The sequence below is a fragment of the Nocardia sp. NPDC046473 genome (genome assembly GCF_040645995.1).
GTDB lineage: Bacteria > Actinomycetota > Actinomycetes > Mycobacteriales > Mycobacteriaceae > Nocardia.
The window spans coordinates 249226-275920 of record NZ_JBEYZJ010000013.1 but is presented as its reverse complement, the minus strand read 5'-3'; the positions used below and the strand labels follow the sequence as shown (position 1 = coordinate 275920).

Annotated in this window: 27 protein-coding genes and 1 pseudogene; 17 read left to right on the top strand and 11 right to left on the bottom strand. The window is 67.4% G+C overall.

What is annotated here, in order from left to right; genetic code table 11:
* Positions 1–27: 27 nt before the first annotated feature.
* Complete coding sequence (locus ABZ942_RS40045; RefSeq protein WP_357391463.1) at positions 28–1149, bottom strand: serine hydrolase domain-containing protein; 1122 nt, start codon at positions 1147–1149, stop codon at positions 28–30.
* 147 nt (positions 1150–1296) lie between these two features.
* On the opposite strand from ABZ942_RS40045, the gene ABZ942_RS40040 reads away from it, so the two are divergent.
* Together ABZ942_RS40040 and ABZ942_RS40035 are read left to right on the top strand one after the other, a co-directional pair.
* Positions 1297–2232 carry an ATP-binding cassette domain-containing protein gene (locus ABZ942_RS40040; protein WP_357391462.1) on the top strand — a complete coding sequence of 312 codons (936 nt, stop codon included), beginning with the start codon at positions 1297–1299 and terminating at the stop codon, positions 2230–2232.
* Entirely contained in the window at positions 2229–2981 is a 753-nt protein-coding gene (locus ABZ942_RS40035) for an ABC transporter permease (RefSeq protein ID WP_357391461.1), read from the top strand. The genes ABZ942_RS40040 and ABZ942_RS40035 overlap by 4 nt, the downstream gene beginning before the upstream one ends.
* On the opposite strand, the gene ABZ942_RS40030 is transcribed toward ABZ942_RS40035, so the two are convergent.
* Positions 2965–6126 (bottom strand): BTAD domain-containing putative transcriptional regulator, encoded by a 3162-nt coding sequence (locus ABZ942_RS40030; RefSeq protein ID WP_357391460.1) that lies wholly within the window; start codon positions 6124–6126, stop codon positions 2965–2967. The two genes, ABZ942_RS40035 and ABZ942_RS40030, sit on opposite strands and share 17 nt — an antisense overlap.
* 125 nt (positions 6127–6251) lie before the next feature.
* Here ABZ942_RS40030 and ABZ942_RS40025 point away from each other — a divergent pair, with 125 nt between their 5' ends.
* The 3 genes from ABZ942_RS40025 to ABZ942_RS40015 all read left to right on the top strand — a co-directional run bounded on the left by ABZ942_RS40025 (position 6252) and on the right by ABZ942_RS40015 (position 8401).
* Positions 6252–7457, top strand: a complete 1206-nt coding sequence (locus ABZ942_RS40025; RefSeq protein ID WP_357391459.1) for a cytochrome P450 — start codon at positions 6252–6254, stop codon at positions 7455–7457.
* 14 nt (positions 7458–7471) lie between these two features.
* Positions 7472–7666 (top strand): ferredoxin, encoded by a 195-nt coding sequence (locus tag ABZ942_RS40020; protein ID WP_357391458.1) that lies wholly within the window; start codon positions 7472–7474, stop codon positions 7664–7666.
* 213 nt (positions 7667–7879) lie between these two features.
* On the top strand, positions 7880–8401 hold the full coding sequence (locus ABZ942_RS40015; protein WP_357391457.1) for a hypothetical protein: 522 nt from the start codon (positions 7880–7882) through the stop codon (positions 8399–8401).
* A 126-nt stretch (positions 8402–8527) separates the two neighbouring features.
* Here ABZ942_RS40015 and ABZ942_RS40010 read toward each other — a convergent pair whose 3' ends face one another.
* The gene (locus ABZ942_RS40010; RefSeq protein WP_357391456.1) at positions 8528–9721 is read right to left on the bottom strand and encodes a hypothetical protein; all 1194 of its coding nucleotides are present in this window, start codon (positions 9719–9721) and stop codon (positions 8528–8530) included.
* A 373-nt stretch (positions 9722–10094) separates the two neighbouring features.
* Here ABZ942_RS40010 and ABZ942_RS40005 point away from each other — a divergent pair, with 373 nt between their 5' ends.
* Positions 10095–10295: a hypothetical protein gene (locus ABZ942_RS40005; RefSeq protein ID WP_357391455.1), complete on the top strand. Its 201-nt coding sequence runs from the start codon at positions 10095–10097 to the stop codon at positions 10293–10295.
* 178 nt (positions 10296–10473) lie between these two features.
* Here ABZ942_RS40005 and ABZ942_RS40000 read toward each other — a convergent pair whose 3' ends face one another.
* Complete coding sequence (locus tag ABZ942_RS40000) at positions 10474–11178, bottom strand: winged helix-turn-helix domain-containing protein (protein WP_357391454.1); 705 nt, start codon at positions 11176–11178, stop codon at positions 10474–10476.
* Positions 11179–11242: 64 nt separating this feature from the next.
* On the opposite strand from ABZ942_RS40000, the gene ABZ942_RS39995 reads away from it, so the two are divergent.
* The 7 genes and pseudogenes from ABZ942_RS39995 to ABZ942_RS39965 all read left to right on the top strand — a co-directional run bounded on the left by ABZ942_RS39995 (position 11243) and on the right by ABZ942_RS39965 (position 15536).
* On the top strand, positions 11243–11932 hold the full coding sequence (locus ABZ942_RS39995; protein WP_357391453.1) for a hypothetical protein: 690 nt from the start codon (positions 11243–11245) through the stop codon (positions 11930–11932).
* Positions 11929–12702, top strand: a complete 774-nt coding sequence (locus ABZ942_RS39990; protein ID WP_357391452.1) for an isocitrate lyase/phosphoenolpyruvate mutase family protein — start codon at positions 11929–11931, stop codon at positions 12700–12702. The genes ABZ942_RS39995 and ABZ942_RS39990 overlap by 4 nt, the downstream gene beginning before the upstream one ends.
* A 185-nt stretch (positions 12703–12887) precedes the next feature.
* Complete coding sequence (locus tag ABZ942_RS39985) at positions 12888–13178, top strand: dihydrofolate reductase family protein (RefSeq protein WP_357391451.1); 291 nt, start codon at positions 12888–12890, stop codon at positions 13176–13178.
* A gap of 13 nt (positions 13179–13191) precedes the next feature.
* Positions 13192–13533: a YciI family protein gene (locus ABZ942_RS39980; RefSeq protein WP_357391450.1), complete on the top strand. Its 342-nt coding sequence runs from the start codon at positions 13192–13194 to the stop codon at positions 13531–13533.
* Positions 13534–14760, top strand: coding sequence for a sigma-70 family RNA polymerase sigma factor (locus ABZ942_RS39975; RefSeq protein ID WP_357391449.1), 1227 nt, complete (start codon positions 13534–13536; stop codon positions 14758–14760).
* Positions 14761–14849: 89 nt separating this feature from the next.
* Positions 14850–15038: pseudogene (locus tag ABZ942_RS39970) on the top strand (Clp protease N-terminal domain-containing protein); the annotation flags it as partial.
* 42 nt (positions 15039–15080) lie between these two features.
* Positions 15081–15536, top strand: a complete 456-nt coding sequence (locus ABZ942_RS39965) for a Clp protease N-terminal domain-containing protein (RefSeq protein WP_357391522.1) — start codon at positions 15081–15083, stop codon at positions 15534–15536.
* 129 nt (positions 15537–15665) lie between these two features.
* Here the strand turns inward: ABZ942_RS39965 and ABZ942_RS39960 are convergent, their stop codons facing one another.
* A complete protein-coding gene (locus tag ABZ942_RS39960; protein WP_357391448.1) occupies positions 15666–16352 on the bottom strand; it encodes an SDR family oxidoreductase in 687 nt (228 codons plus the stop codon).
* 109 nt (positions 16353–16461) lie between these two features.
* Here ABZ942_RS39960 and ABZ942_RS39955 point away from each other — a divergent pair, with 109 nt between their 5' ends.
* Positions 16462–17364 carry a LysR family transcriptional regulator gene (locus ABZ942_RS39955; protein WP_357391447.1) on the top strand — a complete coding sequence of 301 codons (903 nt, stop codon included), beginning with the start codon at positions 16462–16464 and terminating at the stop codon, positions 17362–17364.
* A 6-nt stretch (positions 17365–17370) separates the two neighbouring features.
* Here the strand turns inward: ABZ942_RS39955 and ABZ942_RS39950 are convergent, their stop codons facing one another.
* Positions 17371–17862: a pyridoxamine 5'-phosphate oxidase family protein gene (locus ABZ942_RS39950; RefSeq protein WP_357391446.1), complete on the bottom strand. Its 492-nt coding sequence runs from the start codon at positions 17860–17862 to the stop codon at positions 17371–17373.
* 62 nt (positions 17863–17924) lie between these two features.
* On the opposite strand from ABZ942_RS39950, the gene ABZ942_RS39945 reads away from it, so the two are divergent.
* A complete protein-coding gene (locus ABZ942_RS39945) occupies positions 17925–18893 on the top strand; it encodes a YafY family protein (protein WP_357391445.1) in 969 nt (322 codons plus the stop codon).
* A gap of 212 nt (positions 18894–19105) precedes the next feature.
* Here the strand turns inward: ABZ942_RS39945 and ABZ942_RS39940 are convergent, their stop codons facing one another.
* The 5 genes from ABZ942_RS39940 to ABZ942_RS39920 form a co-directional block, all read right to left on the bottom strand.
* Positions 19106–19444, bottom strand: a complete 339-nt coding sequence (locus ABZ942_RS39940; protein ID WP_357391444.1) for an NIPSNAP family protein — start codon at positions 19442–19444, stop codon at positions 19106–19108.
* 167 nt (positions 19445–19611) lie between these two features.
* On the bottom strand, positions 19612–21075 hold the full coding sequence (locus ABZ942_RS39935) for a gluconate:H+ symporter (RefSeq protein WP_357391443.1): 1464 nt from the start codon (positions 21073–21075) through the stop codon (positions 19612–19614).
* A gap of 10 nt (positions 21076–21085) precedes the next feature.
* On the bottom strand, positions 21086–21694 hold the full coding sequence (locus tag ABZ942_RS39930) for a bifunctional 4-hydroxy-2-oxoglutarate aldolase/2-dehydro-3-deoxy-phosphogluconate aldolase (protein ID WP_357391521.1): 609 nt from the start codon (positions 21692–21694) through the stop codon (positions 21086–21088).
* Between the two features lie 11 nt (positions 21695–21705).
* The gene (locus tag ABZ942_RS39925; RefSeq protein ID WP_357391442.1) at positions 21706–23319 is read right to left on the bottom strand and encodes a D-aminoacylase; all 1614 of its coding nucleotides are present in this window, start codon (positions 23317–23319) and stop codon (positions 21706–21708) included.
* A 13-nt stretch (positions 23320–23332) separates the two neighbouring features.
* Positions 23333–24667, bottom strand: a complete 1335-nt coding sequence (locus tag ABZ942_RS39920; protein WP_357391441.1) for an amino acid deaminase — start codon at positions 24665–24667, stop codon at positions 23333–23335.
* A 105-nt stretch (positions 24668–24772) separates the two neighbouring features.
* Between ABZ942_RS39920 and ABZ942_RS39915 the strand changes: the two genes are divergently transcribed.
* Together ABZ942_RS39915 and ABZ942_RS39910 are read left to right on the top strand one after the other, a co-directional pair.
* Positions 24773–25816 (top strand): sugar kinase, encoded by a 1044-nt coding sequence (locus ABZ942_RS39915; RefSeq protein WP_357391440.1) that lies wholly within the window; start codon positions 24773–24775, stop codon positions 25814–25816.
* A gap of 108 nt (positions 25817–25924) precedes the next feature.
* The gene (locus tag ABZ942_RS39910) at positions 25925–26695 is read left to right on the top strand and encodes an IclR family transcriptional regulator (protein ID WP_357391439.1); all 771 of its coding nucleotides are present in this window, start codon (positions 25925–25927) and stop codon (positions 26693–26695) included.

Here is a 26695-nt window from a genome sequence, read left to right as displayed (position 1 = left end):
AATGTATTGCGTGTGAAGTGATTTCGATCAGGCGCCGAACACCGTGTTGACGAGCCGCTGCCGCACCTGCAGGAACGTCGCGGACATTTCGGCGAAGTCGACCTTCGCGTCCCCGGTGGTGATCGAGGCGGTCATGGTCTTGCTGCCATCGGGCGTGCTGTACATCAGTGCTGCCCAGCCGAAGAAGCCACCGTTGTGCGTGTAGAGGATGTCGCCGCTGTCGGTCTCCTCCACGAAAAGCCCGAGGCCGTACTCGTTCTTCGGCAGACCCGTCGCACGTGGGGTGCGCATCTCGGCCAGCAGGGCGGCAGGCAGCAGCTTGCCGCTCATCAGCGCGGAAATGAACGTCTGCAGGTCCGCGGTGGTCGAGATCATGTCACCGCCCGCGGAGATCCAGGACGGGTTCATGCTGCTGGTATCGACCAACTTCCACTCGTCGCCGTCTTGGTACGCGTAGTAGCCGTGCGCGTGCGGCTCGGGGATCTCCGTCTGGAAGTCCGGCACCACAGTGCCGGTGAGCCCGAGCGGACCCAGGATCAGCCGCTGCGTTTCCTCGGCCAGTGACCGGCCGGTGACGCTCTCGATCACCAGCCTCGCCAGCACGTAATTGGTGTTCGAGTAGCTCCAGTCGGTGCCGGGCTCGAACCGCGCGGGCTTGGCCAACGCCAGCCGCACCAGATCCTCCGGCGGGTAGCTGTGGAACAGGTTGTCCACCCACTCCTGGCCCTGCCAGGGGATCCCCGGCACGATCGTCCCGTCGGGGAAGTACTCGCCGGTGAAGTTGAACACGCCGCTGGTGTGCTGCAACAGCATTCGGACCGTGATCCGCGGATCCAGCTCGAACCGGGGCAGGTAGTCGGCCGCCGCGGTGTCCAGGCCGATCTTGCCCTCGGCCACCAATTGCAGGACAACGGTCGCGACGAAGGTCTTGGTGTTGCTGCCGATCCGGAAGTGCCCGTTTGTCGCCGGTTTCGCGGCCTCGCCCAGCTTGCTCACGCCGGCGCTGCCGACCCACTCGCCCTGCTCGTCGCGCACCCGCAGCTGCACACCGGCGTAGCCCGCATCGATGACCTCCTGGATCACCTGCTGCAACTCGGGGCGATCCGGCGCGGTGGTCGTCGTGGCCGCTTGGGTGGACTGGATTGTCATGGTTCCTCATCTCTGGTCTGCCGTTCGATGAGAACAACACTCGCCGACCGTCCTGACACCGGACCGTCACGGTGCTGACGCGGCCGCTGACATGCCCGAACAGTGCCGTGACAGCGGCGTGTCAGGCCTGGTGCCGAGGGTGATCGCATGAGTAATTCAGCGATCGAAGTCTCCGGACTACGTAAGACATATGGGGACAAGGTCGTGCTCGACGGCATCGATCTGAATGTGCGTGCGGGCACGATCTTTTCCCTGCTCGGCCCGAACGGGGCGGGCAAGACGACCACGGTGAACGTGCTGAGCACGTTGATGAAGGCCGACGGCGGGACCGTCCGCGTCGCGGGCCATGACGTCGCGACCGAGGCCAAGGCGGTGCGCGCGGCGATCGGGGTCACCGGTCAGTTCGCGGCGGTGGACGAGCTGTTGACGGGCCGGGAGAACCTCGAGCTGATGGTCGACCTCAACGGGGTCGACGACGGCAAGCGGACCGTCGCAGCGCTACTGGAACGGTTCGACCTGACCGAGGCGGCGCAGAAGTCCGCGTCGACCTACTCGGGCGGAATGCGCCGAAAGCTCGACCTCGCCATGACACTCGTTGGCAATCCGCGCATCATCTTCCTCGACGAGCCGACCACCGGACTCGACCCGCGCAGCCGCCGCACGATGTGGTCGATCATCCGCGATCTGGTGGCCGACGGCGTGACCATCTTCCTCACCACCCAATACCTCGAGGAAGCCGATCAGCTGGCCGACCGGATCGCGGTGCTCGACCAGGGCCGCTTGGTCGCCCAGGGCACGCCCGACGAGCTCAAGCGTCAGCTCCCCGGGACGCACGTCCGGCTCCGTTTCACCACCGTCGCCGAACTCGGCGCCGCCGCAAGGCTGTTCACCGATGCCGCGCGGGACGAGGAAACACTGACCCTGCGCGTGCCGAGCGACGGCGGCACGAAATCCCTTCGAGCACTGCTGGACTCGCTCGACGAGCACGCTCTCGCCGCCGAGGAGTTCTCCGTGCACACCCCCGACCTAGACGACGTTTTCCTCGCCCTGACGGGCCACGCCACGGAGGTTCTCGCGAAATGACCACCACCAAATCCCCCGCAATTGTCATGCTGCGCCGCAACTTCAAGCACATCGCCAGGAACCCGACCTCGGTGTTCAACGCGGTCCTGATGCCGATCATCATCATGTTGATGTTCGTGTACATGTTCGGCGACGCGTTCAACGTCGGTGTCGACTACATCGACTACGCGACACCGGGGCTGATCCTGCTGGCCGTCTGCTATGGGCTCGGCGCCACCGCGACCTCGGTGAACTCCGATATGACGAAGGGCATCATCAACCGGTTCAAGGTGATGGACGTGTCCCGCGGTGCGGTGCTGGTCGGCCACGTCGTCGCCAGCGTGCTGACCAACCTGGTCGCCATCGCGGCCCTCATCGGCGTGGCGTTCCTGCTGGGCTTCAGCCCGGCGGCAAGTGCCCTCGACTGGCTCGGCGTTGCCGCCATCGTGGTGCTGCTCGGTGTCGCGGCGGGCTGGCTCACGGTCGCCCTCGGCTTGGCGGCGAAGTCCCCGGAAACCGCGGGGATGGCCGCCGTGCCGCTGGTCATGCTGCCGTTCTTCAGCAGCGCGATCGTGCCCGCCGACAAGATGGGCCCCGGCCTGCGGCAATTCGCGGAGTACCAGCCGTTCACGCCGATCATCGAGACCATCCGCGGATTGCTCAGCGACGCATCGGAATCCGGTGACGCGATCGCCGCCGTCGCGTGGTGCGTCGGGATTGCCGTCGTCGGATACCTGTGGGCGTCGGCCACCTTCAAGAAGCGAGCGTGACCGAAATCAACTGACTCCACCCCGTTTCCGCGCCTTCTTGAGCCGCCTCCGCGAACTCCGCGTCGCCGAGGCGGCTCCGTACCGCCTCCTCGATCCTGGCCACATCCGGTTGCGAACGATCCGACAGACCGCACACAGCAGCGCTCGCCGCGAGCAGCCGCGCGGCCTGCTCGTACTGTTCCTGACGCAGCGCCAGATCCGCAGTTCCGACCAGCACCTGTGCGACCAGCAGCGGATGCGCGGCCTCCGACACCGCTTGGAAGGCCGCGAGGCGATGCTGCCTGGCCTCGTCGATATCCACGGCGAGGTAGCCGAGCAGGTTTTCGATCATCGAGCGGACCACGGCACGCTTGTCGTCATCGCCGAGCAGCTCGCGCGTGAGAGCGAGTTGCCGGTGCGCCTGCTCGGCATCGCCGCTCCAGCGCGCGAGTTCGGCTTTCGACAACGCCAGCTCGGCCAGCGCGTTCGGCCAGGCAACGCGTTCGGCCGCACGCTGCGCCTGCGCCATTGCGGCCGCGCTGGACTCCACATCGCCCAGGAGCCAATATAACTGGGCCTGCCGCGACCGCATCGGCACCACATCCTCGGCGGCGCCGACCTCGATGACGACCGCGATCGCCTGTTCGTAGTACTCGCACGCGACGGCGAACTCACCACGCATGGCGATACGATTCGCCAACTCGATCAGGGCGAACGAAATGCCGAATCGTTCGCCTAGCGCCCGGAACTCGCTGAGCGCCAACTCGACATATTCGTCCGCTTCCAGGCTGCCCTGGCCGAGCTGGATCCGCATCTTGCCGAGATGCAGCCGGGCCAGGGCGCGCACCCAGGGATCGTTGTCGTTCAGCAAGGATTCCCACGCGGACAGGACCGAGTCCGGGTCCTGGAGCATGCGTTCGAGCGGAACGATCAATCCCAGCGCCGGGTGTGGGTGCTGTGCCCGCTGACTGATTTCGTACGCCCGGTGGATCCACTCCGCCGCCTGGTGCTCGTCGCTCTGCATACCGGAAGTCAAGAAATGCACCAGCAGCGCGTACACCCAAGCTCGGGTCTCGTCGGGCACCTCGCCCGGCAGGGCCGCGGCGGCCATGATCAGCTCGTTGCCCTCCAGCTTGTGGCCGCCGAGCCACCAGTACCAGCCCGCGGCGGCGGCAAGTCGCATTGCCCCGGCGGCCTCGCCCGCCGCGAGTGCGCCGCGCATCGCCGCGGCGATGTTGTCGTGCTCGCCCTCTAGCGTGGCCAGCCAGGCCAGTTGCTCGGTGCGGCGCAGGTGCGGCTCCGCGGTCTCGGTGAGTTCGATGAAGTGGGCGAGATGGGCATGCCGCGCGAGATCCGATTCTCCGGCCTCGATCAGACGCTGCTCGGCGTACTCCTTGATCGTGCCGAGCATCCGGTAGCGCGGCACGCTGTCGCCCGCGGCGACCAGGAGCGATTTCTCGACTAACGCGGTGAGCAGCTCGTGCACCTCGTCCTGCTCGACTTCGTTTCCCGCGCAGACCCGCTCGGCCGCTTCCAGACTGGCCCCACCGGAGAACACCGAAAGTCTGCGCAGGACAACACGTTCGGCGTCGGTGAGCAGTTCCCAGCTCCAGTCGACCACCGCGCGCAGCGTCTTGTGCCGCGGCAGCGCGGTGCGGCTGCCGCCGGTCAGCAGGCGGAACCGGTCGTCGAGCCGATGTGCGAGCTGATCGAGGGACATGGTGCGCAATCTGGCCGCGGCGAGTTCGATGGCCAGCGGCATGCCGTCCAGTGCCCGGCAGACGCGCACCATCGTCGCGACCGTTTCGGCGTCGGTCGCGAGGTCCTTGTGCACCGCGCTCGCTCGGTCCCGCAGCAGCCGAATGGCCGGCGCGGCCTCGATCTCGGCCGGGTCGGCGTCTTCCGCGGGCAGGACCAGCGGCAGGACCGGCCACAGTGCCTCACCGGTAATGCCGAGGGGTTCCCTGCTTGTCGCGAGGATCCGCACCCGCCTGCACTCGCCGAGTACTCGATGAGCGAAGGTCGCGGCCGACTCGATCACGTGCTCGCAGTTGTCCAGGATGAGCAGCATCGAACGGTCGCGGACCGCGGCGACGACCCGGTCCGTCGGCTCCACGTCCGCATCGCTGAGCAGCGCGTCGCGCAGTTTGAGGGCGGACAGGGTCGCCTGGGCGACGTTGTTGCCGCCCCGCTCCCCTTCGTTGCCGCTGTCCGCGCCGATGGCCGCGAGTTCGACCACCCAGACGCCGTCCGGCAGGTCGTCGACCAGCGTGCGCGCGGTCTCCGTGGAAAGTCTGGTCTTCCCCGAGCCGCCCGGCCCGATCAGCGTGGTGAGCCGATGGTCGGCGATCAGGTCGCGGACCGCGGCGACATCGGCGTCCTTGCCGACGTAACTGGCCAGTTCGGCGCGCAGGTTGGTCTTGCGGTTCTCCTCCCGCCGTCCCAACTCGCCGCGTAGCAGCGCGACGTGCAGCGCGGCCAGCTCCGGCGACGGGTCGACGCCCAGCTCATCGGCCAGGGTTTCGCGCATGCGCTCATACGCGAGCAGCGCCTCGGTGTCGCGACCGCTCGCGACGAGGGCCCGCATCAACGCGGCCACCAGCCGTTCGCGCACCGGGTGCGCGGCAACGAGATCGGTGAGTTCGGTGACCAGCTCCGCGCCGTGACCGAGGCTGATCTCGCCGTCGAACCGCTCCTCCATCGCGGTCAGCCGTAGCCCCTCGAGCCGGGTGACCGCCGCGTCGAACGCGCCGCTCTCCAGCAGACCGACGTCCTGCATGGCCGCACCGCGCCACAGCGCGAGGGCCTCGCGCAGCCGCCGCACCCCTTGGTCCTCGTCGTTGCGGGCCTTGGCGATGAGGCGTTCGAACCGCACGGCGTCGACGGCGTCGGGTTCCACCCGCAACCGGTAGCCGTCCGGCTGACCATCGACCGACCCCTCCGGCAACGCCTTGCGCAGCCGGGAAACCAAGCGCTGCAAGGCATTCGCCGCGTCGGCGGGCGGCTGTTCCCCCCAGATCCAGTCGATCAGCGTCGCCTTCGGGACCGCGTGACCAGCTTCGAGCGCGAGGGCGACGACCAGCCCGCGCAGCCGCGCGCCCGGCACGTCGGCGAAAGCGCCGTCTGCCGTGCGAATTTCGAATGGTCCCAGTATCCCGATCTGCACCTGACTGATCCTGCCATGGCCGATCGGGTGGGTTCCGGGTGCCGACAGCCGGTGTCAGGGCCGTGACAGGCCGGTGTCAGGCCCGGCGATGACTGTGGTCACAACAGCCACTGATAGGAAAAACAATGACGCAAACAGTCCCCCACGGCCTGCCCACCGAGCGCGATGCGAGTCCGTTCGAACCGCCGAGCCAGATCACCGCGCTGCGCGAGGCGCGCCCGGTCAGCCCGATCGTCTTCCCCGACGGTCACCAGGGCTGGATCGTCACCGGCTACGACGCGGTCCGCCAGCTCATGGGCGACACTCGGTTCAGCTCCCGCCAGGACATCGGCATCCTGCACACGCTGGAGGACATCTCCGACATGCCGCCGGTCACCGAACCGTCCCCGCAGATCCCCGGCTTGTTCATCGCGATGGACCCGCCGGACCACACCCGGCTGCGCCGCCTGCTCACCGGCACCTTCACCGTCCGGCGGATGCGGCAACTCGAAGAACACATCATCGAGATCACCGAGCGGCAACTCGACGAGATGGCGCGGCTGACCCCGCCGGTCGATCTGGTCAAGGAGTTCGCGCTGCCGGTGCCCTCGCTGGTGATCTGCGAAATGCTCGGCGTCCCGTACGAGGACCGGGCGACCTTCCAGGTCAACTCCGCCAAGTTCCTGATCAAGGAGCAGCCGATCGAGGAGAAGATGGCCGCCTACGGCGCGATGACCGGCTACCTCGCCGAACTGGTCACCGGCAAGCGCGCCGAACCCGGCGACGACATCCTGTCCGACCTGGCCCGCAATGACGATCTCAGCATCGAGGAACTGGTCGGCATGGCCTTCCTGCTGCTCCTCGCCGGCCACGAGACCACCGCAAACATGTTGGCGCTCGGCACTTTCGCACTGCTCGAACACCCCGAGCAACTGGCCGAGCTGCGCGCCGACCTCGAACTGGTGCCCGACGCCGTCGAGGAACTCCTGCGCTACCTCTCGGTCGCCGACATCTTCTACCGCTACGCCACCGAGGACATCGAACTCGGCGGCGAAACGATCCCCGAGGGCTCGACCGTCGTCGTCTCGCTACTGGCCGCCAACCACGACCCGCGGCGTTTCGACCACCCCGACACCCTGGACCTGCATCGCAAGGCGCGCGGTCACCTGTCCTTCGGCCACGGCATCCACACCTGCCTCGGCCAGCAGTTGGCCCGCATCGAAATGCGCGCCGGTTTCGCCGGATTGGTGCGTCGCTTCCCGTCCCTCGCGCTCGCCGTGCCCGCCGACGAGGTGAAGCTCAGGACCGACATGAACATCTACGGCGTCCACGCACTGCCCGTCACCTGGTGAAAGGAGACAACCAGATGAGAATCTCCGCGGATCGGGAGCGCTGTATCGGCTCGGGCATGTGCGCCCTCCTCGCGCCGGATGTCTTCGATCAAGAGGACGAAGACGGCAGGGTGCGGTTGCTCGACGCCCGACCGCAACGCAGTCACTCGGCAGTACGAGAGGCCCTGGACGCCTGCCCATCCAGAGCACTGAGCGCCGAAATGCGCTGAGCCGAAGAGTCGATTCAGCTTGTCGATAGTCCGCACTCGGCGAAACGAATTCTGAATGTTTCGATACCGACCGGCATGCGGCAAATGAAACGGTTTCAGATCAGATAGGGCCTGTCCCACCCCGCAGATTTTGTTTGTAACGCTCGGCGCCACTCTTCGATGTGATTTGCATCACTAACGGCTGATCTTGGCCGGAGAAGAAAAGAGAAGACCATGAAAACCCTTTCGCGCACGCTCAGGACCGGCGGCGTATGCCTGGCGGCGATCTGCATTCCGCTCGGCATGACAACATCGGCGCACGCCACCGAGCAGGTCTATGCCTGCAGCTACACCCTCGACGAGCACGTGGCGAACTTCTCCGGCGAAGAGAACACCGTTACGGGCACCATCACCTATACGTCGTGCACATCGGTTACCCAACCGAGCATCACGCATGGGACCGCCACCATCGAAGGGTCCGCGACCGGCTCGCCTGGTGTGGCAACCATCAACGAACACGACGAGGTGACATGGTTCAACGCCAGCAATCAGGTGGTTGGCACCAGCGTCATCAACCGTGAGCGCACCTTCGCGGGAGTGCCCACGCTCATGGTCGAATCCGATCCGTCCGCGTCGCTCGTGTCCGGGTTGTTCTCGCCTAACCAAGTCTCCATCAATGCGGGAACTGCAACCCGCACATGCGCGTCCGGCGACGTCGCCCCGTGCACGTATCACAATGAATCCGACGAGGTATGAGGAAGTAGTCCTGCAGTAAAACCATTCAGCCGCCTAGACATTCATCTGGGCGGCTGATTTGGCACCTACTCGCGACGAGCATTTCCCCGGTTTACCCACACCCGCCCGTGTCCAGGGTCTGGCCCGTCAGCGCTCCCACAGCAACTCGTCGATCGGTCCGGCGCCCGGGTCGGCGACGAACTCCGTGGCGAGCCGCTCGGCGACTGCCCGATCCAGTGTCGCCGTGCACCAGTTCACCGACACGTGGATGCGCCCATAGGCTTCGACGACGTTGAAGCCCACAAAGTTCGGGCCCGGCGGTGCGATCGACACGGTGATCCGCGGTGGTGCCGAGCCGGCGGGCGGTGGCGCGGTTGTCCACCTGGTCGCGTACGAGATCATCAAGCGGACAGTGCGGTCGCCGCGCGGCCTCGCCGGTGGCAGGCCGGAACGCAGAATTGCGGAGTGTCGCAAAGCATCACCGAAGATCAGCACCGGCAGCCCGCTGTCGAGGATGCCGCCGATTCGGGTGCTCAGCTGGGTCGGTGTGTCCGAGTCCAGGACCGGCACCGACTTCGACCAGCTGAAGTTGCCGTCGACCGACGTATCGGCCACTAGATATCGTCGCAGGTCGACCATGAACGTGACCGTGTCGTCGACCGTGAGCCCGTGGTGGCGGCACAGGAGCAGCGCCCGCATCGTCATGATCGACATGACAGACGCCGCCGATCCCCGCGCCGTACGAAACATGCGGACCCGCTGGGTAAACGAATCGGAACTGACTGCGGTCGCCACGGAGAAGGAAGGTGGCGGGTCCGCGCCTTGGATCGCGTGCTGGGTGCCCGGGTTGCGCAGGTGCATCAGTTCTCGCTGGACCGCGATCGCGTGCGGAAGTTGTGACCTGGGCGGGATGAATGCCCTCAGCAGTCCGCGGGTCAGTGGCGCGCCGGTCCCCGGACCGGATCGAGTGCATTGTCGATAGTCCGGCGCCAAGAGCATTCCGAGGAAATGCCATGTGGCGGTGCCGTCCCCCAGCGCGTGCGAGTGACAGAACTGCGCCCAGTCGCGGCCCAGGGTGAGCTGGAACGGCAGCCCGCCCAGGTCGAGCCCGACCGGATCCAGCGAGTCGTCCGACGGACAGCATCCGTCGGAGCCCACGACCAGTGCGCGCAGGAACGCGGCCTGCCAGCCCGGCGCCGGGCGGCCAGTGCAGCCGCGCTCTGCCCATAGCAGCCGGACCCGGGCGTCGTACGGGTAGGCGATGGCCCGGTCTGCGAGCCAGGCCCGGACCTCCTCGACGCCGGGCGTCACGATCGACCGAATCACCTTCACGACCGGCACGCCGCACCACATACGATCGCGACGGCGGAGCCGACGGATGTCGACCGCGGGCCAGCCGGCAATTTCTGCGACACTCGAGATTCGTGCAGATCGCAGAGCTAAGCGCTGACGTGCGTTCACCGCTCATAGTGTGCGCTCGGCGCACACGACGCTAGGCCGAAGCGAACTACCGAAGCGACAATGCACCGAATGTTGCCTGTTGATTCGAGAGTTGCTGTGCCCGTTTCGACAACCTGCGGCCAGGCCACGCGAGATCTCTTCCGATCAGCCGAACTCGACCACACCGTCGAGGCGATACGCATCACATCTACTTCGAAGGCATCCACGAGCGAGCGGATCCCGGCCGACACGACAGATGCGCTATCATTAGAACATGCGTTCGAACAGAGCCTTTGAGGAGCAGGTCAGCGCGCTGGAGCGGGCGGTGGCCGGGCTGCGTGGGCTCGATGTTTCGCGGGCTACCGAGGACGAGTTGGTCGATCTGTTGGAGCGGTTGGAATCGGGGGCGCGGATGTTGGCGGGGGTTATTTCGCGGGTCGCCTATCGGCTGCGGCAGTTACGGGATGCGGTGTAAGGGGAAGCTCGAACCCTTCGCTCGGTGTCCGGCGGCGCGATTCTGATCGAGGTCGAATCATGTTGCGGTAGCAGTTATTTGCGCGTGCATGTGCCAAAGCGACGACCGCTGGACTGTTGAACTCGACCGGCCCGCGAACTGGGCGGTTGGGCGCCTCCGCATCGCGGCCGGGTAAGCACTAGAGACTCGCGGGTTCGAGGCCGAGCAAGGCGTGCAGGCCGGCTTCGCCTTTCGCGGTGACGCGGATGGCGCGGCCGGTGCCGACTCGGGTGATCCAGTCGAGTTCGTGCAGGCGGAGGCAGAGTTGCGCGCCTGCGGCACCGCCCAGGTGGGTGCGGCGTTCGGTCCAGTCGAGACAGGGGCGGGCGAGTGGGCGGCGAGTTGCTCGCAAGGCGGTGGGCTGGACTCCGAGTGGTCCGGTCAGCCATGCCAGGCCCGCGTCGGTGAGTGCGAAACCGCCGTCCTGGTCGAGCAGGTCCCGGGCGGTCATGGCGTCGGTGATGGCCACGCCGAGGCGGCCGGCCAGGTGGTCGTAGCAGGTGCGGCCGCGCGCCAAAGCCGCTGCGACAGTGGCGGTTCGGAGGCTGGTGACAGCCGGGCGGGGCGGGTCGAGGTGGGTGACCATGGACTCCAGGAGCTCGGCCACCTGCGGGCCCGCCAATTGGACGTAGCGGTGCCTGCCCTGCCGGCGTTCGATGAGCAGCCCGCCGTCGAGCAGCCGATTGAGGTGTTCGGTGGCGGTCGACGCGGCCACACCGGTGTGCCGGGCCAGCTCGCCCGCGGTCCACGCGCGGCCATCGACCAATGCCAGGCACATGTCGGCGCGGGTGCGGTCGGCCAGCAATGCGGCCAGACCTGCTAGTTCGGCTCCTCGTGATGACACAACCCCATCATGGTGCGCGATCGTTTCGGCGGCGACCGAAACGACGCGGGGATACGGTCACCGCATGAATCGGACAGTTCCGCTGCTCACCGACCCCGATCAGGTGCGCGCCACCTTGATCAGCGCACCGGTACCCGCTGTGCCCGCGGTGGACGCGCCGGTCGGCATCGCGTGGCTGCGCGCGCACGTGCCACGCTTCAGCACCGGACCCGAGCACGAGCGGCTGCGCGCGTTGGTCACCGTGGAACTCGACCGGCTCTCCCCCGCCGACCTGCGCGAGCGGGCACGTACCGCCGACGGGTCGCTGCCCCATGTCCATGCCCTGGCGGAAGCCCTTGGACTACAAGATATTTCCGTCGACCAGGTGGCACTGGTCGCCGCGCACTATCAGCCGTACGAGCCGGACAACCCCGCGGCCGATGAGGCCGTCGTGGCATTGGTCGCGGCCTGCGGCGGCATCGCCGACGACACCACCGCGGCGCGAATCTGCCTGCTGGTTCAGGCTTGTGCGGCAACCGGCGCCCTTGTCGACAACGCCAGGCTGTCGAACGCGACCGGCACCGCCGAGCAGATCATCGCGCGCACCGTGGACGAGAATCCGCCGCTGCGCTCGACCAGACGGGTCGTCGCCGGAGAGGTGGTCGAGCTCGACTTGCGGCACCCTGGACTGGGATTCGGCGCAGGCCCGCACGCCTGCCCCGGCCGAGAACACGCCATCGCCATCGCCGCCGGAATCATCGAGGGATCCGCATGAACAAGACGAAGCTCTTCCACGAACTGCATCACGGCGAGCGGCCGCTGGTCCTGCCGAACGCCTGGGACTTCGGCTCCGCAGCGGTCCTTGCCGCCGAAGGGTTTCCGGCGATCGGCAGCACCAGCCTCGGCGTCGCGGTCGCGGCGGGGCTACCGGACGGCACCGGCGTGACCGGTGCGGCGACCATGGCGCTGGCCCGGCTACTCGCCCGGCTGTCGGTGCCGGTGACCATCGATATCGAGGGTGGCTTCAGCGAAAGTCCCACCGCAGTAGGTGAATACGCGGCGGAGTTGGCCGAAATGGGTATCGCCGGAGTCAATCTGGAGGACGGCCGCGCGGAAAACACACTGGCCGAACCGGATCACCAGGCCGAGCTGATCGCCGCGATCAAGGAGCGCGTGCCGGACCTGTTCGTCAACGCCAGGGTCGATACCTACTGGGTGAAGGACGACATCGACCGCACGCTGGCTCGCGCCGAGCGATACGTCGCCGCGGGCGCGGACGGCATCTTCGTGCCCGGGCTGACCGATCCCGATGGCATTGCCCGGATCGTCGCCGCGATCCCGCTGCCGGTCAACATCCTCTTCTCGCCGACCGGCCCGTCCATCGCGGAACTCGGCGCACTCGGTGTCCGGCGGGTCAGCACCGGCTCGCTGCTGTACCGCACAGCGCTGGCCGTAGCCGTCGACACCGCCCGCGCAGTCCGCGAGGACGCTCCCCTCCCGCACGCCGCGCCGCCGTACACCGAAATCCAGGCGCTGACCGACTGACCACGTGGTGGTGCTTCTCGGTAATTTGCCACCCCCTGTCCCGTTTCAACGACCGATTCGCCGTCGGCCGAGACCAGCCGGGGATCTCGCCGGGAGAAAGTTCTGGTGTCGGTGTCGATTCGGCGGTCCGGCGTTCGTGTAGTCGGTGAAGCCGGTAACCGACCGGCCTTACCGAAGGAGCGAACATGCTCACCGAGCCGCTGTCCCGGCAGAACTCCACCCTGCTGCCCGGCGACGCCGTCCCCGCGGTCGCCGAGCTGCGCCGCGACCTCGATCTGGTGCCGCTCGGCAGCCGAGATCGGCTGCAATCGCTGATGCGCCACGATCTCGTCGACGAGTATCTGTTGCTGATCGCCCCGACGGTCGTCGGCACCGGCCGCCGCCTGTTCGACGGCATCGAACTGGGCGATCTGCGGCTCGTCGGCGCCACGCCGACCAGCACCGGTGTCATCATCGCCACCTACCAGCGCGGATGAGGAGGACAACCCGATGAAGCAATATCTGCTCAGCATCTACCAGCCCGACGGTGCGGGCGTCCCCGACAATATCGACGAGATCATGCGTGATCTGGACGCGGTCAACGCCGACCTGAAGGCTTCGGGCGCGTGGGTGTTCGCGGCCGGGCTGCACGCCCCGAGCACCGCAACTGTGTTGCACGCCAAGGGCGATGACGTCCTGATCACCGACGGTCCCTACGTCGAAGGCAAGGAACACATCGGCGGGTTCACCGTCATCCGAGCCGCCGATCTCGACGAGGCCCTGGCGTGGGGTCGCAGGCTGGCCGCGGCGATCACGCTGCCGATCGAGGTCCGCCCACTACGGGACAGCTAGATGGGCGCACCCGTGACCACCGCGGTGATCGAAGGGGTGTTCACCGAACATCACGGCCGCGCGGTCGCCAGCCTGATCCGCGTCTTCGGCGATATCGGTGTCGCCGAAGACGCGGTGCAGGACGCGTTCACGGCGGCGGTGCAGCGATGGCCGTCGGACGGGCTGCCGCCGAGCCCGCCCGGCTGGATCATCACCACCGCACGCAACCGGGCGATCGATCGACTCCGGCGAGAAGCCTCCCGCGACGACCGCCACGCGCAGGCCGCATTGCTGCACGCCGCCGACGAACTGGCCGAGGAGGGCGCGGTGCACGACGACCGCCTACGGCTCATCTTCACCTGCTGCCACCCCGCGCTGGCCCGCGCCGCGCAGGTCGCGCTCACGTTGCGACTGCTCGGCGGGCTCACCACCCCCGAGATCGCCCGCGCCTTCCTGACCTCGGAATCGACTATGGCGCAACGGATTGTCCGCGCCAAGGGCAAGATCCGCGACGCCCGCATCCCCTACCGGGTACCCGCCGACGCCGACCTCCCCGCCAGGCTGCACGCCGTCCTCGCGGTGATCTATCTGATCTTCACCGAGGGCCACACGGCGACCTCCGGCGACCGGCTCGTCCGGGCCGACCTGTGCGCGGAGGCGATCCGGCTCGGCCGGCTGCTCGCCGAGCTCATGCCCGACGAGCCGGAAGCCGCGGGGCTGCTCGCGCTGATGCTGTTGACCGACGCCCGCCGCGCGGCCCGCACCGCCGCCGACGGATCCCTGGTGCCACTGCCCGCGCAAGACCGCGACCGGTGGGATCGTGCACGCATCGCCGAGGGCCACGCCATCGTGCGAGAGTGCTTGCGCCGCAACCGACCCGGTCTGTATCAGCTCCAGGCCGCGATCAACGCCGTGCACACGGACGCGCCGATCGCGGCGGCCACCGACTGGCCGCAGATCGTGCGGCTCTACGACCAACTGGCCGGACTGGCACCGAGCCCGATCGTCGCGCTCAACCGGGCGGTCGCGGTCGCCGAGGTCGACGGCCCCGCCGTCGCGCTCGCCCTGCTCGACGATCTCGACCTCGAAAAGTACTACCTGTACCACGCGATTCGGGCCGACCTGCTCGAACGCCTCGGCCGCACAACGGAAGCCGCGACCGCCTTCGACGCGGCGCTCGCCCGCACCGAGAATGCCGCCGAACAAGCCTTTCTCACCCGCCGTCGCAGGTTGACCGACCGCGATTGACTGCCAACCCGACACGCGCATATCGACCAGCCGCTCCACATAGTTGACTACCATCGGAATCAGCGGCCAACGGCCGAAAGGGGGTCGCTATGTTCGAGAGATTCTCCGATCAAGCCCGCCGGGTCATCGTGTTGACGCAAGAAGAGGCGCGCGAGCGCGGCCACGACTACATCGGCGCGGAGCACATGCTGCTCGCCGTGCTGCGAACCTGCGAGATCGGTTCCGCTGCCACCACGGCGCGCGCACTGGCCGAGCTGGGGATCGATCCGGCGACGGCACGTGCGGAGATCGCGCTGCCGCCGGGAACCACGGATCACAGCATGTCGGGCCACATTCCGTTCACCAAGCAGGCCAGAAAGGCGCTGGAGAACAGTCTGCGGGAAGCGCAGGAGCTCGAACACGCGCACATCGAACCGAGCGACTTGCTGCTCGCGCTGACCAGCACCGCGGCCGACGATCCGGCGACGCCGGTCGGCACGGCCGTCACCACGCTGGGTCTCACGCACGAGAAACTACGGCAGGCGCTGCGCGCCGTCGCGAAGTATCGGGTCACCGCCACGGTCACCCCGCATTTCACGACGCAAGCGCAGAAGGCGTTGGCGCGCGCCGATACCGAAGCGCGCAAATCCAACAGCAAGAGAGTCGATACCGGGCACCTGCTGCTCGGGCTCCTCGCGCAGCAGGACGAGGTCGTGCGCCCCGCACTGCAAGCACTCGGCATCGATCCAAACCAACTCGCCACCGAGGTGCTCAACCGCATCCCCCGCGCCGAGTGACCGCTGACCGACCACGCATCGAGTCGGCTGCCGCGCACAGGTTCTCCCGCCGCGCACAAATCAGCTGCCGATTTCGTGCGCGGCGGCACAGAAGGTGCGCAGCACACCGCTACACCGGTGGCGTGGATTTCACGCCAGGCGACCACCACCGTCGACATGCAGCGTCGTGCCGGTCATGAACGGATTCGTCAGGGCGAGTATCGCGGCCGCTGAGATGTCGGCCGAACTGCCCACGCGCCGTGCGGGATTGGCTGCGGCGATAGCGGCGAAGAAGTCGTTCTTGTTCTCGCCCATGCCATCCCAGGCGCCGGAGTCGACGATGCCTGGCGACAACGCGTTGACGCGAATCGGTGCGAGTTCTACCGCCAGTGCCTCGGCGAGGAAACTCACGGCACCGTTGGTCGTCGCCATCACCGCTCGGCCCGGCGCGGGCCGCCAGGCTGCTACTCCGGAGAAGAGCAGGATGGCACCGCCCTCCCGAATCTGCGGTCCGAAGTGCTTGGCCAGCATGATCGGTCCGATCACCTTGGCGTCGAAGGCCCTTGTCACGGCCGCGCGGTCAAGGCCGGCCACCGGTCCGTTCGCGTGGGCGGCGGCGACCGACACCAGGTAGTCGAGCTCGCCTACGTCGTGTGCCAGTCGCGCGATCGATTCCTCATCGCCGAGATCAACGCTCGCGGTGCCCGATGCTCGCGGGTTCCGCCCGGCCAGCACGACCGTCGCGCCCGCGGCGATGGCGTCGGCGGCGAGCTGCCGACCGATGCCGGAGCTGCTGCCGATGATGACGAGTTTCTTGCCGTCCATCGAACCTGTCATGGGTATCTCCTCGGTAGTGGTTGTCCTTCACCGAGTTCCAACGTGGTGCCGCAGCGGTGCAATCCCGTCGTGATATCGATCTTTTCTAACCTTCCGATAGAATTTGCGAATGGCTACGTTGCGAGCGCTCGAATGCCTCGTCGCCGTGCTCGACTTCGGGTCGGTGACCGAGGCGGCGGCCCGGCTGCACATGTCTCAGCCCGCGCTGTCGCATCAGCTCGCGGCGCTGGAACGGGAGATCGGCACGCCGGTGGTGCAGCGATTGCCGCGCGGGGTGCGGGCGACGGCGGCGGGGCGGGCGATCGCGGCGGATGCCCGGGCCGCATTGGCGGCGGCCGAGCGGGTGGTGACCACCGGGCGGGCCGTAGCGGCGGGCGCGCAGGGACAGCTGCGCATCGCGTGCGCGGAGAGCATGACCGCCGGGTTGCTCGCGCCGGTGTTGCGCGGGTGGCGGCGGCGTCATCCGGACGTGCACGTCACGCTGCACGAAATGACCAGTGCCGACACACTTTCGGAGCTCGTCGGCACGGGTGCGGCCGATCTGGGCATCGGACCGCGACCGTCGCAGTGGGACGGGCCGCTAGAAGTGGTCGGGCGCGAGGAAATCGTCGCCGCGCTGGCAGCGGCGGATACCGCGACACCGATGCCCCTCAAAGACGTTGCCGCACAACCGATCGTGCACTATCACCCGGACAACGGCCTCGGCGCCTGGCTCGACGACATCGCCGCCACCCACGGCGTCACGCTCACCGTCGCGACGCGCACCAGGCAGGCGACCACCGCGGCGCAACTCGCCGCAGCGGGCCTCGGCACCGCCCTGGTGCCGACCACCGCGCTGTCCGCGAGCTTCCCCGGCGTCGTCCGCAGCCTGCGCCCGCCGATCTTCCGCGACGTGGTCTGCCTCACCACCACGCCCAATGACCCACTGGTGCAACGGTTTCAACACGAGATACGCAAACGTGGCGTGCCGGTACCGGCGGCGATCGCCGCACAGCTCGCGCCTGCGCGCTGACCGGCGTCAGTGCTTACGCACTACCCGTTCCCCCTGACCCGGCTTCCAGATGGTGATGTCGAGGTGGTCATCGATGACCTCGACGGTGGACGCGCTGCTCACATCCGCGACGTAGAAGTGGTCGAACTCCTGACCGCGAATATCGAACCCGGTGTCATCGAACAACTGTTGCGCGAAGCGCACATGAACCTCCTTGTCCAGGAAGTCGACGACCGTGCCGAACAGTTTCGCGTCACCGTCGCTGACCTTCGTGTCGACGGTCGCGGTGTGCAGGCAGAATCGCGGGTCGCGAGCCAGATCGCGGAACTTCGTCGTGCCCGGCATACCCGCGATCACCAGCATGTCCTCGAAGATCCGCGGCTCGACCGGGCTGATCCGCGGGAAGCCGTCCGAGCGGAGAGTGCCGAGCATGCACAGGTAGCCGGTGGCGGTGTACCTGCGCACGAAGAGCTCGGAGATATGTGGCGCTGCTGCGGTGAACTCGCTCCAAGTGGTCATATTCACGACAGTACGAACAATCCTTGACATCTTATGTCAGGTTTTACGGCTAATCTCGACTCATGCGCGCGAGTCGACTGGTGCAGCTGCTGCTGATCCTGCAAACGCGCGGGCGATCGACGGCAGGCGAGCTCGCCAAGGAGCTCGAGGTATCGGTGCGCACCGTGTACCGGGATGTCGAAGCGCTGTCCGCGGCGGGCGTGCCGGTATACAGCGAGCCGGGCCGCGCCGGCGGCGTGCAACTCGTCGACGGCTACCGAACCCGGTTGACCGGCCTGACCACCGACGAGGCCGACGCCGTCCTACTCGCCGGATTGCCCGGCGCGGCAGCCGATCTCGGCCTCGGCACCGTCCTGGCCACCGCGCAACTCAAGGTGCTCGCCGCCCTCCCACCCGAATTGCGCGGCCGCGCAACCCGAATCGCCGAACGAGTACACATCGACGCGCCCGGCTGGTTCCATCGCCCCGACGAGACCCCCACCCTGAGCACCGTCGCCGACGCACTCTGGCACGACCGCAAGCTGCGGGTGCGCTACGGCCGCAAGGACAAAGTCGTCGACCGCACCCTCGACCCGCTCGGCCTGGTCATGAAGGCAGGCACCTGGTACCTGGTCGCCCGAGACGGCACCGCTATCCGCTCCTACCGCGTCAGCCGCGTCCGCTCCGCCGAGCAGACGAGCGAATCCTTCGACCGACCTACAGATTTCGACCTCGCCGACCACTGGTCAACGGCAGCAGCCGATTTCGCGCAATCGATGCTGCGCGTGCGCGCCCGCTGCCGAATCGCCACCACCCACCTCCACCTGCTCAGGTTGATGAACGAACCGGTCGCCGTCGCCGAAGCACTGGCCTCCGCCACCGAACCCGACGCCGAGGGCTGGGTCGAACTAACCGTCCCCTCAGAGTCCTACGAGGTCCTCGCCCACGGCCTCATGCCCCTCGCCGAATACGCCGAGATCCTCGATCCCCCCGCACTACGAGCCCAGATGGCGCAAACCGCAGCCCGAATGCACGCGCGCTACCACGACTAGCGCAACAACTCGCAGACCGCCCGCAGGGTAGACCACCGCCGCCGCGCACAATCTCGCTCCGCGCGCACAACCTCGCCCGCCGCGTACGCAATAGCCAGCCATCTCGTGCGCGGCGAGCAAAAGCAGGCGCGGCACAGATCGTTCGAGGCAGCTGACCGAGGCTGATACCCGCCCTCCGAGAAAGCCACCCGCTGCCACCACGGCTTAGCCAATTAGCCTGCACCATCAGATGATTTAGGACTGGCCAGCCCTTCCGGAGCTGCCCGCATGAACACCTCTTCCCGTGCGGTGAACAGCATCGGCAGGGTCCGACGAACCTCCTGCGCCCGATGCGTCGCCGGATCCGCCGCAACCGCAGCCTGGATCCGGCGATACGCCTCGTCATCGTCGTACTCCCACACAGCGACGACCCGCCCGTCCTCCGTCTCCCACCGACCGACCAGCCGCGCCCCATGCCGCAGCTGCACCGGCAGCAAATGCGTCCGGAAGAAGTCGTGAAAGACCGCGAGGTTCTCCTCGACGGCCCGATAGATCCGCATTCGATAGATCACAATGACTCCGCTGTCAGCACGTCCAGTCGAGCACTGGTGCAATGGAATCATTGCCTGTACCGACGCGGGGCTGGAGTTCGGTGGCCGCGATCGTCGGTTGTCTCGACGAGCGTGGTGCTCCACCAGTTATCCAGCCCCGCAAAGGACTTCGGTGTCGGCCGCCAGGGCTAGCTGACGATGGCGAACAGGATTGCCGCTACCGCGAAACTCACTACGGAGAGGATGGTTTCGAGGACGGTCCAGGTTTGCAGGGTTTGTTTGACGGACATGTTGAAGAACTTCGCGATGATCCAGAAGCCGCCGTCGTTGACGTGGCTGAGGATGATCGAGCCTGCGGCGATGGCCATGGCGATCAGCGCGATCGACATCTGGGAGTAGCCGCCACCGGCTACCAGGGGCGCGACGATGCCGCCAGTAGTGACGATGGCGACGGTGGCCGAGCCCTGGGCGATGCGGAGACCGCAGCTGATGATGTAGGCGAGAACGATCACGGGCAGCCCGGCCGCGGACATGGTGTCGGCGAGGGCGGTGCCGATTCCGGTGGCGGAGATGACCTTTCCGAAGAAGGCGCCCGCGCCGACCACCAGCAGCAGCATGCCGACCGGCCGCAGCGATTCCGCGGTGAGCTGGCTGAGTTCCTGCACGGTGGAGCCGCGGCGCACGCCGAGCACGTAGAAGGCGACGAGCACCGCGATGAGCAGCGCCACCGCGGGCGTGCCGAAGAACGTCAGCACCTGCAGCAGCTGGGAATCCTTGTCCAGCAACTGGGTACCGAAGGTGGCGCCGAGGATCAGGATCAACGGGATGGCGATGATCGCGCCGATCAGGCCGACCGACGGCGGCGTCGCGGTCACGGTCTTGGTGGCGACGCCGCCCGAACCGCCGGAAGCCCGCTCCCCCTCATCGGGAGCGGTCTCCGTCTCCGCGTCCTTGCGGACGAGGAACTCCTCGGGCACCTCGACCTGGATGCGCTTGCCGATGTAGCTGCCCCACACGATGCCCGCGGCAATGAATCCCGGTATACCACAGACGAATCCCATCAGGATCAGCCAACCGAGGCTCACCCCGAGCAGGCCACCGAGCGCCACCGGACCCGGGTGCGGCGGCAGGAACGCGTGTGTCATCGAGAGCCCGGCCAGCATCGGCATGGCGTACAGCACCAGCGATCGACCGCCCTGCTTGGCGGCCACGTAGATCAGCGGCGCGAGCACGAAGATGCCGATATCGAAGAACACCGGGATGCCGAAGATGAGCCCGAGCAGGCCCATCGCCACCGGAGCGCCCCGCTCACCGAACAGATCCAGCAGCTTGCGGGTCAAAACATCGGCGCCACCGGACTTTTCGAGGATCGCGCCGAGCACCGTCCCCAGCCCGATGATCACCGCGATGTGCCCGAGGATGCCACCGAAGCCGGTCTCCAGGATGGAATCACCGGACTTGATCGCCGTGCCGACGATCTTCGACACCGGTAGCCCGGCGGCGAGCGCCAGCGCTAGTCCGGTGAGCAGCAGCGCGATGAACGGCTCCAGCTTGACCTTGATAATGGCGAACAGCAACACAGCGATCGCGAGCCCACAGAGCACAAGCAGCCCCGGGGTGGTAGTGCGCAACCAATCTACGGTGGCACCCATGGTGGACCTCTCAATTCATGGATCGAACGAACGATGTCGCGCGCGAAGCGATTTCGGACCAGCGGCCCGCTGCGACATCGGAAGGGGCAACAACGTCGGTTCCGGCCGTGACGGCAACTGCGCCCGCGGCCAGGAATTCGGCGGCATTACCCGCGTTGACGCCACCCGAAGGGATGAGCGCCACGTCAGGGAACGGACCACGCAGGTCCTTCAGGTAGCCGGGGCCGAGCGCCCTGGCGGGGAAGATCTTCACCGCGGCCGCACCGAGATCCAGCGCGGTCAGCACCTCGCTCGGCGTGAAAGCGCCCATCACGACCGGAATATCGTGCTGCGCGGCGACTTCCGCCACCTCCACGCGCAGACCCGGGGTCACCAGGAATTGCGCGCCGCTGTCGATGGCGGCCTTGGCTTGTTCACCGGTCAGCACCGTGCCGACACCGAGCACAGCACCCTCGGCCGCGCGCGCGGCGGTCAGATAGCCGAGCACTCCCGGCGTGGTGAAGGTGAGCTCCAGCGCCCGAATACCGGACGACGCAAGCGCTTCGGCGAGCGCGACCGGATCGGGGATCTCGGGTGCGCGAACCACGCTCAGCACGCGATCGGCGCGGATCACCTGCATGGCCGAGGTACTCAATATGTTTCCTTCCGCGAAGCGTCCATGCGCAGCGCACGTCCGGCGAGTGTTCCGGTGGGGGCGCCGTTTTCGATGGCGAACTCGCCGTTGACGAGCACATGCCGAATGCCGCGCGCCTGCTGTTTCGGGTTGTCGAACGTCGCGGTGTCCACGACGGTGGCCGGATCGAATACCACCAAATCCGCGGCGTACCCGGTGAATACGAGGCCGCGATCACGGAGTCGCAACCGATCGGCGGGCCGCCCGGTCAGGTGGTGCACGCAGTCTTCGAGTTCGAGCACGCCGAGTTCGCGCACGTAATGTCCGAGATAGCGCGGGAACGTGCCCCAGGCGCGCGGATGCGGCCGAGCCGGTGCGAGCAGCGCGTCGCTGCCGCCCATATGCCCGGGGTGCACCATGATCGCGCGCACATTCTCCTCGTGCCCGACGTGCTGCAGGATGCTGGTCGCGAACTGGTCGCGCCGCAGCAGATCGAAGAACACCTCGACCGGCGCCAGGCCACGCTCGGCGGCGATCTCGGCCACCCGCTTGCCGACGTACTCGTCGAGCTCCGCGTTCGCCACGCCGCTGATCTGAATGGTCTCCCATTCGACGGTCACCCCGTGACAGCCGTCGGACCCGTTCACGTTCACATCCACGGCAATTCGCGCCCGCGTCTCGGCATCGTCGAGCCGGGCCAGCGCCGCATCCGGCCCGCCGGACATCGCCCAACTCGGCAGCAGCGCCGAAAGCGTCGTCGCACCAGGCAGATACGGGTACGTGTCCAGGGTGATGTCGCAGCCCTCGGCCCGCGCCGCGTCGATCAGCGCAAGGAATTCCGGTGCCCGCCCACGATTTACGTGAAAGTTCATGGTGGCGTGCGTGAGATGCAGCGCACAGCCGGTGGTCCGCGCCAGGCCGATCATCTCCGCGTACGCGTCGAGCGCGCCCGCGCCATACGACCGGGTATGCGGCGCGTAGAACCCACCGAACTCGGCGACCACCTGACACAACGCCGCCAATTCCCCGGTGTCGGCATACATTCCAGGCGTATAGGTGAGCCCGCTGGACATACCGACCGCACCTTCACGCAGCCCTTGCGCCAGCAAGTCCTGCATGCGGCCGATCTCCTCGGCCGTCGCCGGACGCTGGTCCGAGCCGACCACGAGCAACCGCAGCGTGCCCTGCGGAACGAGATAGGCCGCATTGGGCGTGATCCCGCGATCGAGCCGATCCAGGTACTCGCCGACGCTGCGCCAGGAGAAGTCGAGATCGCTGGGATTGCCGTTCCACCCGGCGATCTGGCGGCGCACCACCGCGAGGGTGGCGTCGTCGATCGGTGCGTAGGACAGGCCGTCCTGCCCGATGAGCTCGGTGGTGATGCCCTGGCTGATCTTCGGGAAGTGGCCGGGTTCGGTCAGCAGATGCAGATCCGAGTGGGCGTGCATGTCGATGAAACCGGGGCACAGCACCGCACCGGGTCCCGCATCGACGATGCGTTCAGCGCCGTCGATGCTGCCCGGCTCGGCGATCCGCGCGATGCGCCCCTGCTCGACCAGCACGTCGCCGCGGAAGCGCGGCCCACCGGTGCCATCGATGATGTCGATGTCGCGAAAGAGTAAGTCCGTCATGGTCATCGGCTCGTCAGAAGAACGTATGCAGGAGGTCGACGACCCGCGGCGACGACGCGTCGGCGTCATCGATCACCGGGATGAGCCGCCACTTGTCGAAGGCGGTACACGGGTGCGACAGGCCTAACCGCACCACCGAACCCACCGGCAGCTCGGTTCCGGCAGGCAGGCGCAGGAACGTGTGCTGATCGTTGAGCGCGGAAACCGTCGCCGCCGGGTCCATCGCCGAAGCTTGCTTGCCCACAACGCATTGCGGCACCGGAAGGCCCTCGTCATAAGGCAGGTCGCGCTTACCCGCATCCAGCAGCGCCAATTCCGGCTCCGGACGGGAGACGGTGCGCGCCCAGCCGTGCATGGCCGAACGCAGCGGCGTCGCACTGCGCGACGCGGCGAACGGCGAGATGCCCGAGTAGAAGCCGTCGTCGTGGATGATGTACGCCCCGGACCGCAGCACCACCGAGGTCGGAACACCCTGTGCGCCTTGCTCATCGGCGAGACCGGCCAGTCGTTCGACGACCAGGTCCTGGTAGGCGCTGCCGCCCGCGGTCACGATCGCGCCGTCCGGATACCGTCCGGCGGCCGCGAGTTCGCGATGCAGGCGGGCGAGTTCGTCGAGGTAATGCCGCACCGTGTCGGTGGCGTCGGCAGTGCGGTCGTGCGCGAGCGCGCCCTCGTAGCCGCCCACGCCGGCGAGCGTCAGCCGCTGCGCGCCGGTGACAGCTGCCGCGACGGCGTGCGCCTCTTCGATAGTGCGCGCACCGGTACGACCATGTGGCCCACCGAGTTCGACGAGCACCCGAACCTGCGCCGAGCCCGGCGCGGACCGCAGGTGCTCGTCCATCAGCTCGATCGTCTCGACGCTGTCCGCCCAGCAGACGAACTCGAAGCCCGGATTGTTCGCCAATTCCGCGGCCACCCAGTGCAATCCGACCGGATCGACGAGCGCATTGGCCAGCAGTATCCGGCCGACGCCGAAGGAACGCGCCACCTGCACCTGCCAGATGGTGGCCAGCGTGATGCCCCAGCAACCCGCGGCCAGCTGCTGTGCCCACAGCTGCGGTGACATGGTGGTCTTGCCGTGCGGCGCGAGTTGCACCCCTGCGGCACCGGCCCACTCGGCCATCACAGTGATGTTCGCCGCGACGGCGGACCGGTCGATGGTGAGCAGTGGCGTCTCGAACTGCTCGAGACTCGGTGCGGTGGCGAGGAATTCGCGCACGGTGCGCCCCCAGGCGGCGGGCGGCAGCCCTTTGTGCTCGGGACCGATCTTCCGGTCTCCGAGTCCTGCTACGACGTCTTCGTCGATCGCCACGGCATTCCTTCCCAGCGAATTCACCTCATTATGCATAGCGTATGGCTATTGCATATTTTGCAATGCTTGTTGCGCATCGTGTTTCGTGTGGTTATTCTGCACGGGATGGCCGGTGGCCGCAAGCACAGGAAGGAGATCGGTGTGACGTGGCCTACGTCGACCCGCTCACGGGCGGTAACCGTCGGCGAGGGACTCGCGGTGCTGGTGGCGCAGCCGGGACCGCTGGAGGAGTCGGAGATCTTCGAACGGACCGCGGGCGGCGCGGAGGCGAACGTGGCCACCGTGCTGCGCCAGCTCGGCGTCGACACCGCGTGGTTGTCCCGAGTGGGTGACGACGGGTTCGGCAGATATCTCGTCGCGCATCTGGCGGCACGCGGCGTCGACGTGTCGGCGGTCGTCACCGATCCGGGCAGGCCGACCGCGGTGTATGTCAAGGAGCGCGGCAGCGGCTCGGGTAAGGCCACCGATCTGGCCGACCGGGCCAGCCGCATGCTCTATTACCGGACCGGCTCGGCGGCCAGCGCGCTCTCGCCCGCCGATCTCGCGGCGACCGCGGCCGCCGAATTGCTCGCGCAATGCCGTCTGATCCACTTCACCGGGATCACCACCGCGCTCTCGGAGTCGGCGACCGGCCTCACCGAGGCGCTGCTCGCACTCCCCCGGGACGGCAGACTGGTGAGCTTCGACCTGAACTTCCGGCCCGCGCTGTGGGCCGGCCGCGGCGAACTGGCCGCCGAGGTGCTCGCGCGCCACGTCCGCGGCAGCGATGTGGTGTTCCTCGGCGCCGACGAGGCCGGTGCGGTGTTCGGCACCGACGACGCCGACGAGCTGCGCGCGCTGTTCCCGGAACCCGCGCAGCTGATCGTCAAGAACGACGCGCACACGGTCACCGGATTCGCCGGTACCGAGCGCGTCGAGGTACCCGCGCTCGGGCTGGAGATCACCGAACGGATCGGCGCGGGCGACGCGTTCGCCGGCGGCTATCTCGCCGCGCTGCTACACGGACGACCGCTCGTGCAGCGCCTCCGATTCGGGCACCTCTGTGCCGCAGCGGCATTGACCGAAACCGGCGACGGCGCCGTGCTGCCCGCACCGGCGATACTGGAGCGACTGGCCGCCGTGGACGAAATTGCTTGGGCCGAGCTGCATTACAACGACAGCGTCAATCAGAATGTGGCCTCATGAACGAGCGTCAGCGAGTGAATCAAGTACCCAGTGTGCCGTGGCGCACGACGGAGCCGAGCGCTAGCGAGGCGGAGTCGTGAGTCACCTTAGAGCTAGCGAGTCGCAGTCATGAGTCAGAGTTTGTCGCGTGCGTTGACCATTCTTGTTGCGCTCGGCGAGGATTCGCGATCGCTGGATCAGCTGGCGACCCAGCTCGGCGTGCACAAGTCGACGGTGCTGCGGTTGCTGCAGACGATGGAGGCGCAGCGCTTCGTCACCCACGACAGCCAGCACCGGTACGGACTCGGGTCGCGGCTGTTCGAACTGGCCAACCGCACCCTGGAGCAGCGCGACGTGCGCACCCTCGCGCGACCGCACCTGAGCGCGTTGAACGCCGACACCAAACAGACGATCCATCTGGCCACCTACGAGTCCGGCGATGTCATCTACATCGACAAGCTCGACGCCACCCAGAGCGTGCGGATGTACTCGCGGGTCGGCCGCCCGGCGCCGCTGCACTGCACCGCCGTCGGCAAGGTGCTGATCTCGGCGCTGCCCCGGTCGGAATGGCGGATCATCGCCGACAAGATCGACTTCCACCCGTTCACCGAACGGACCATCCGCACGCCCGAGCGCTACCTGATCGAGCTGGAAAAGGTTGCCGCCCTCGGTTATGCGGAAGACCACGAGGAACACGAGAGCTTCGTCAACTGCATCGGTGTCCCGGTGCGCAACGGCACCGGCGCGGTGGTCGCCGCGGTCTCCATGTCGGTGCCGGACATGCTCCTCGACCACGACCAGGTGCTGGCCGAACTGCCGCGCGTTCGCGCGGCGGCCGACGCCATCTCCGCCGAGCTCGGCTGGATCCCCGGCCGCGCAACCACATCCACGAAAGGCTGA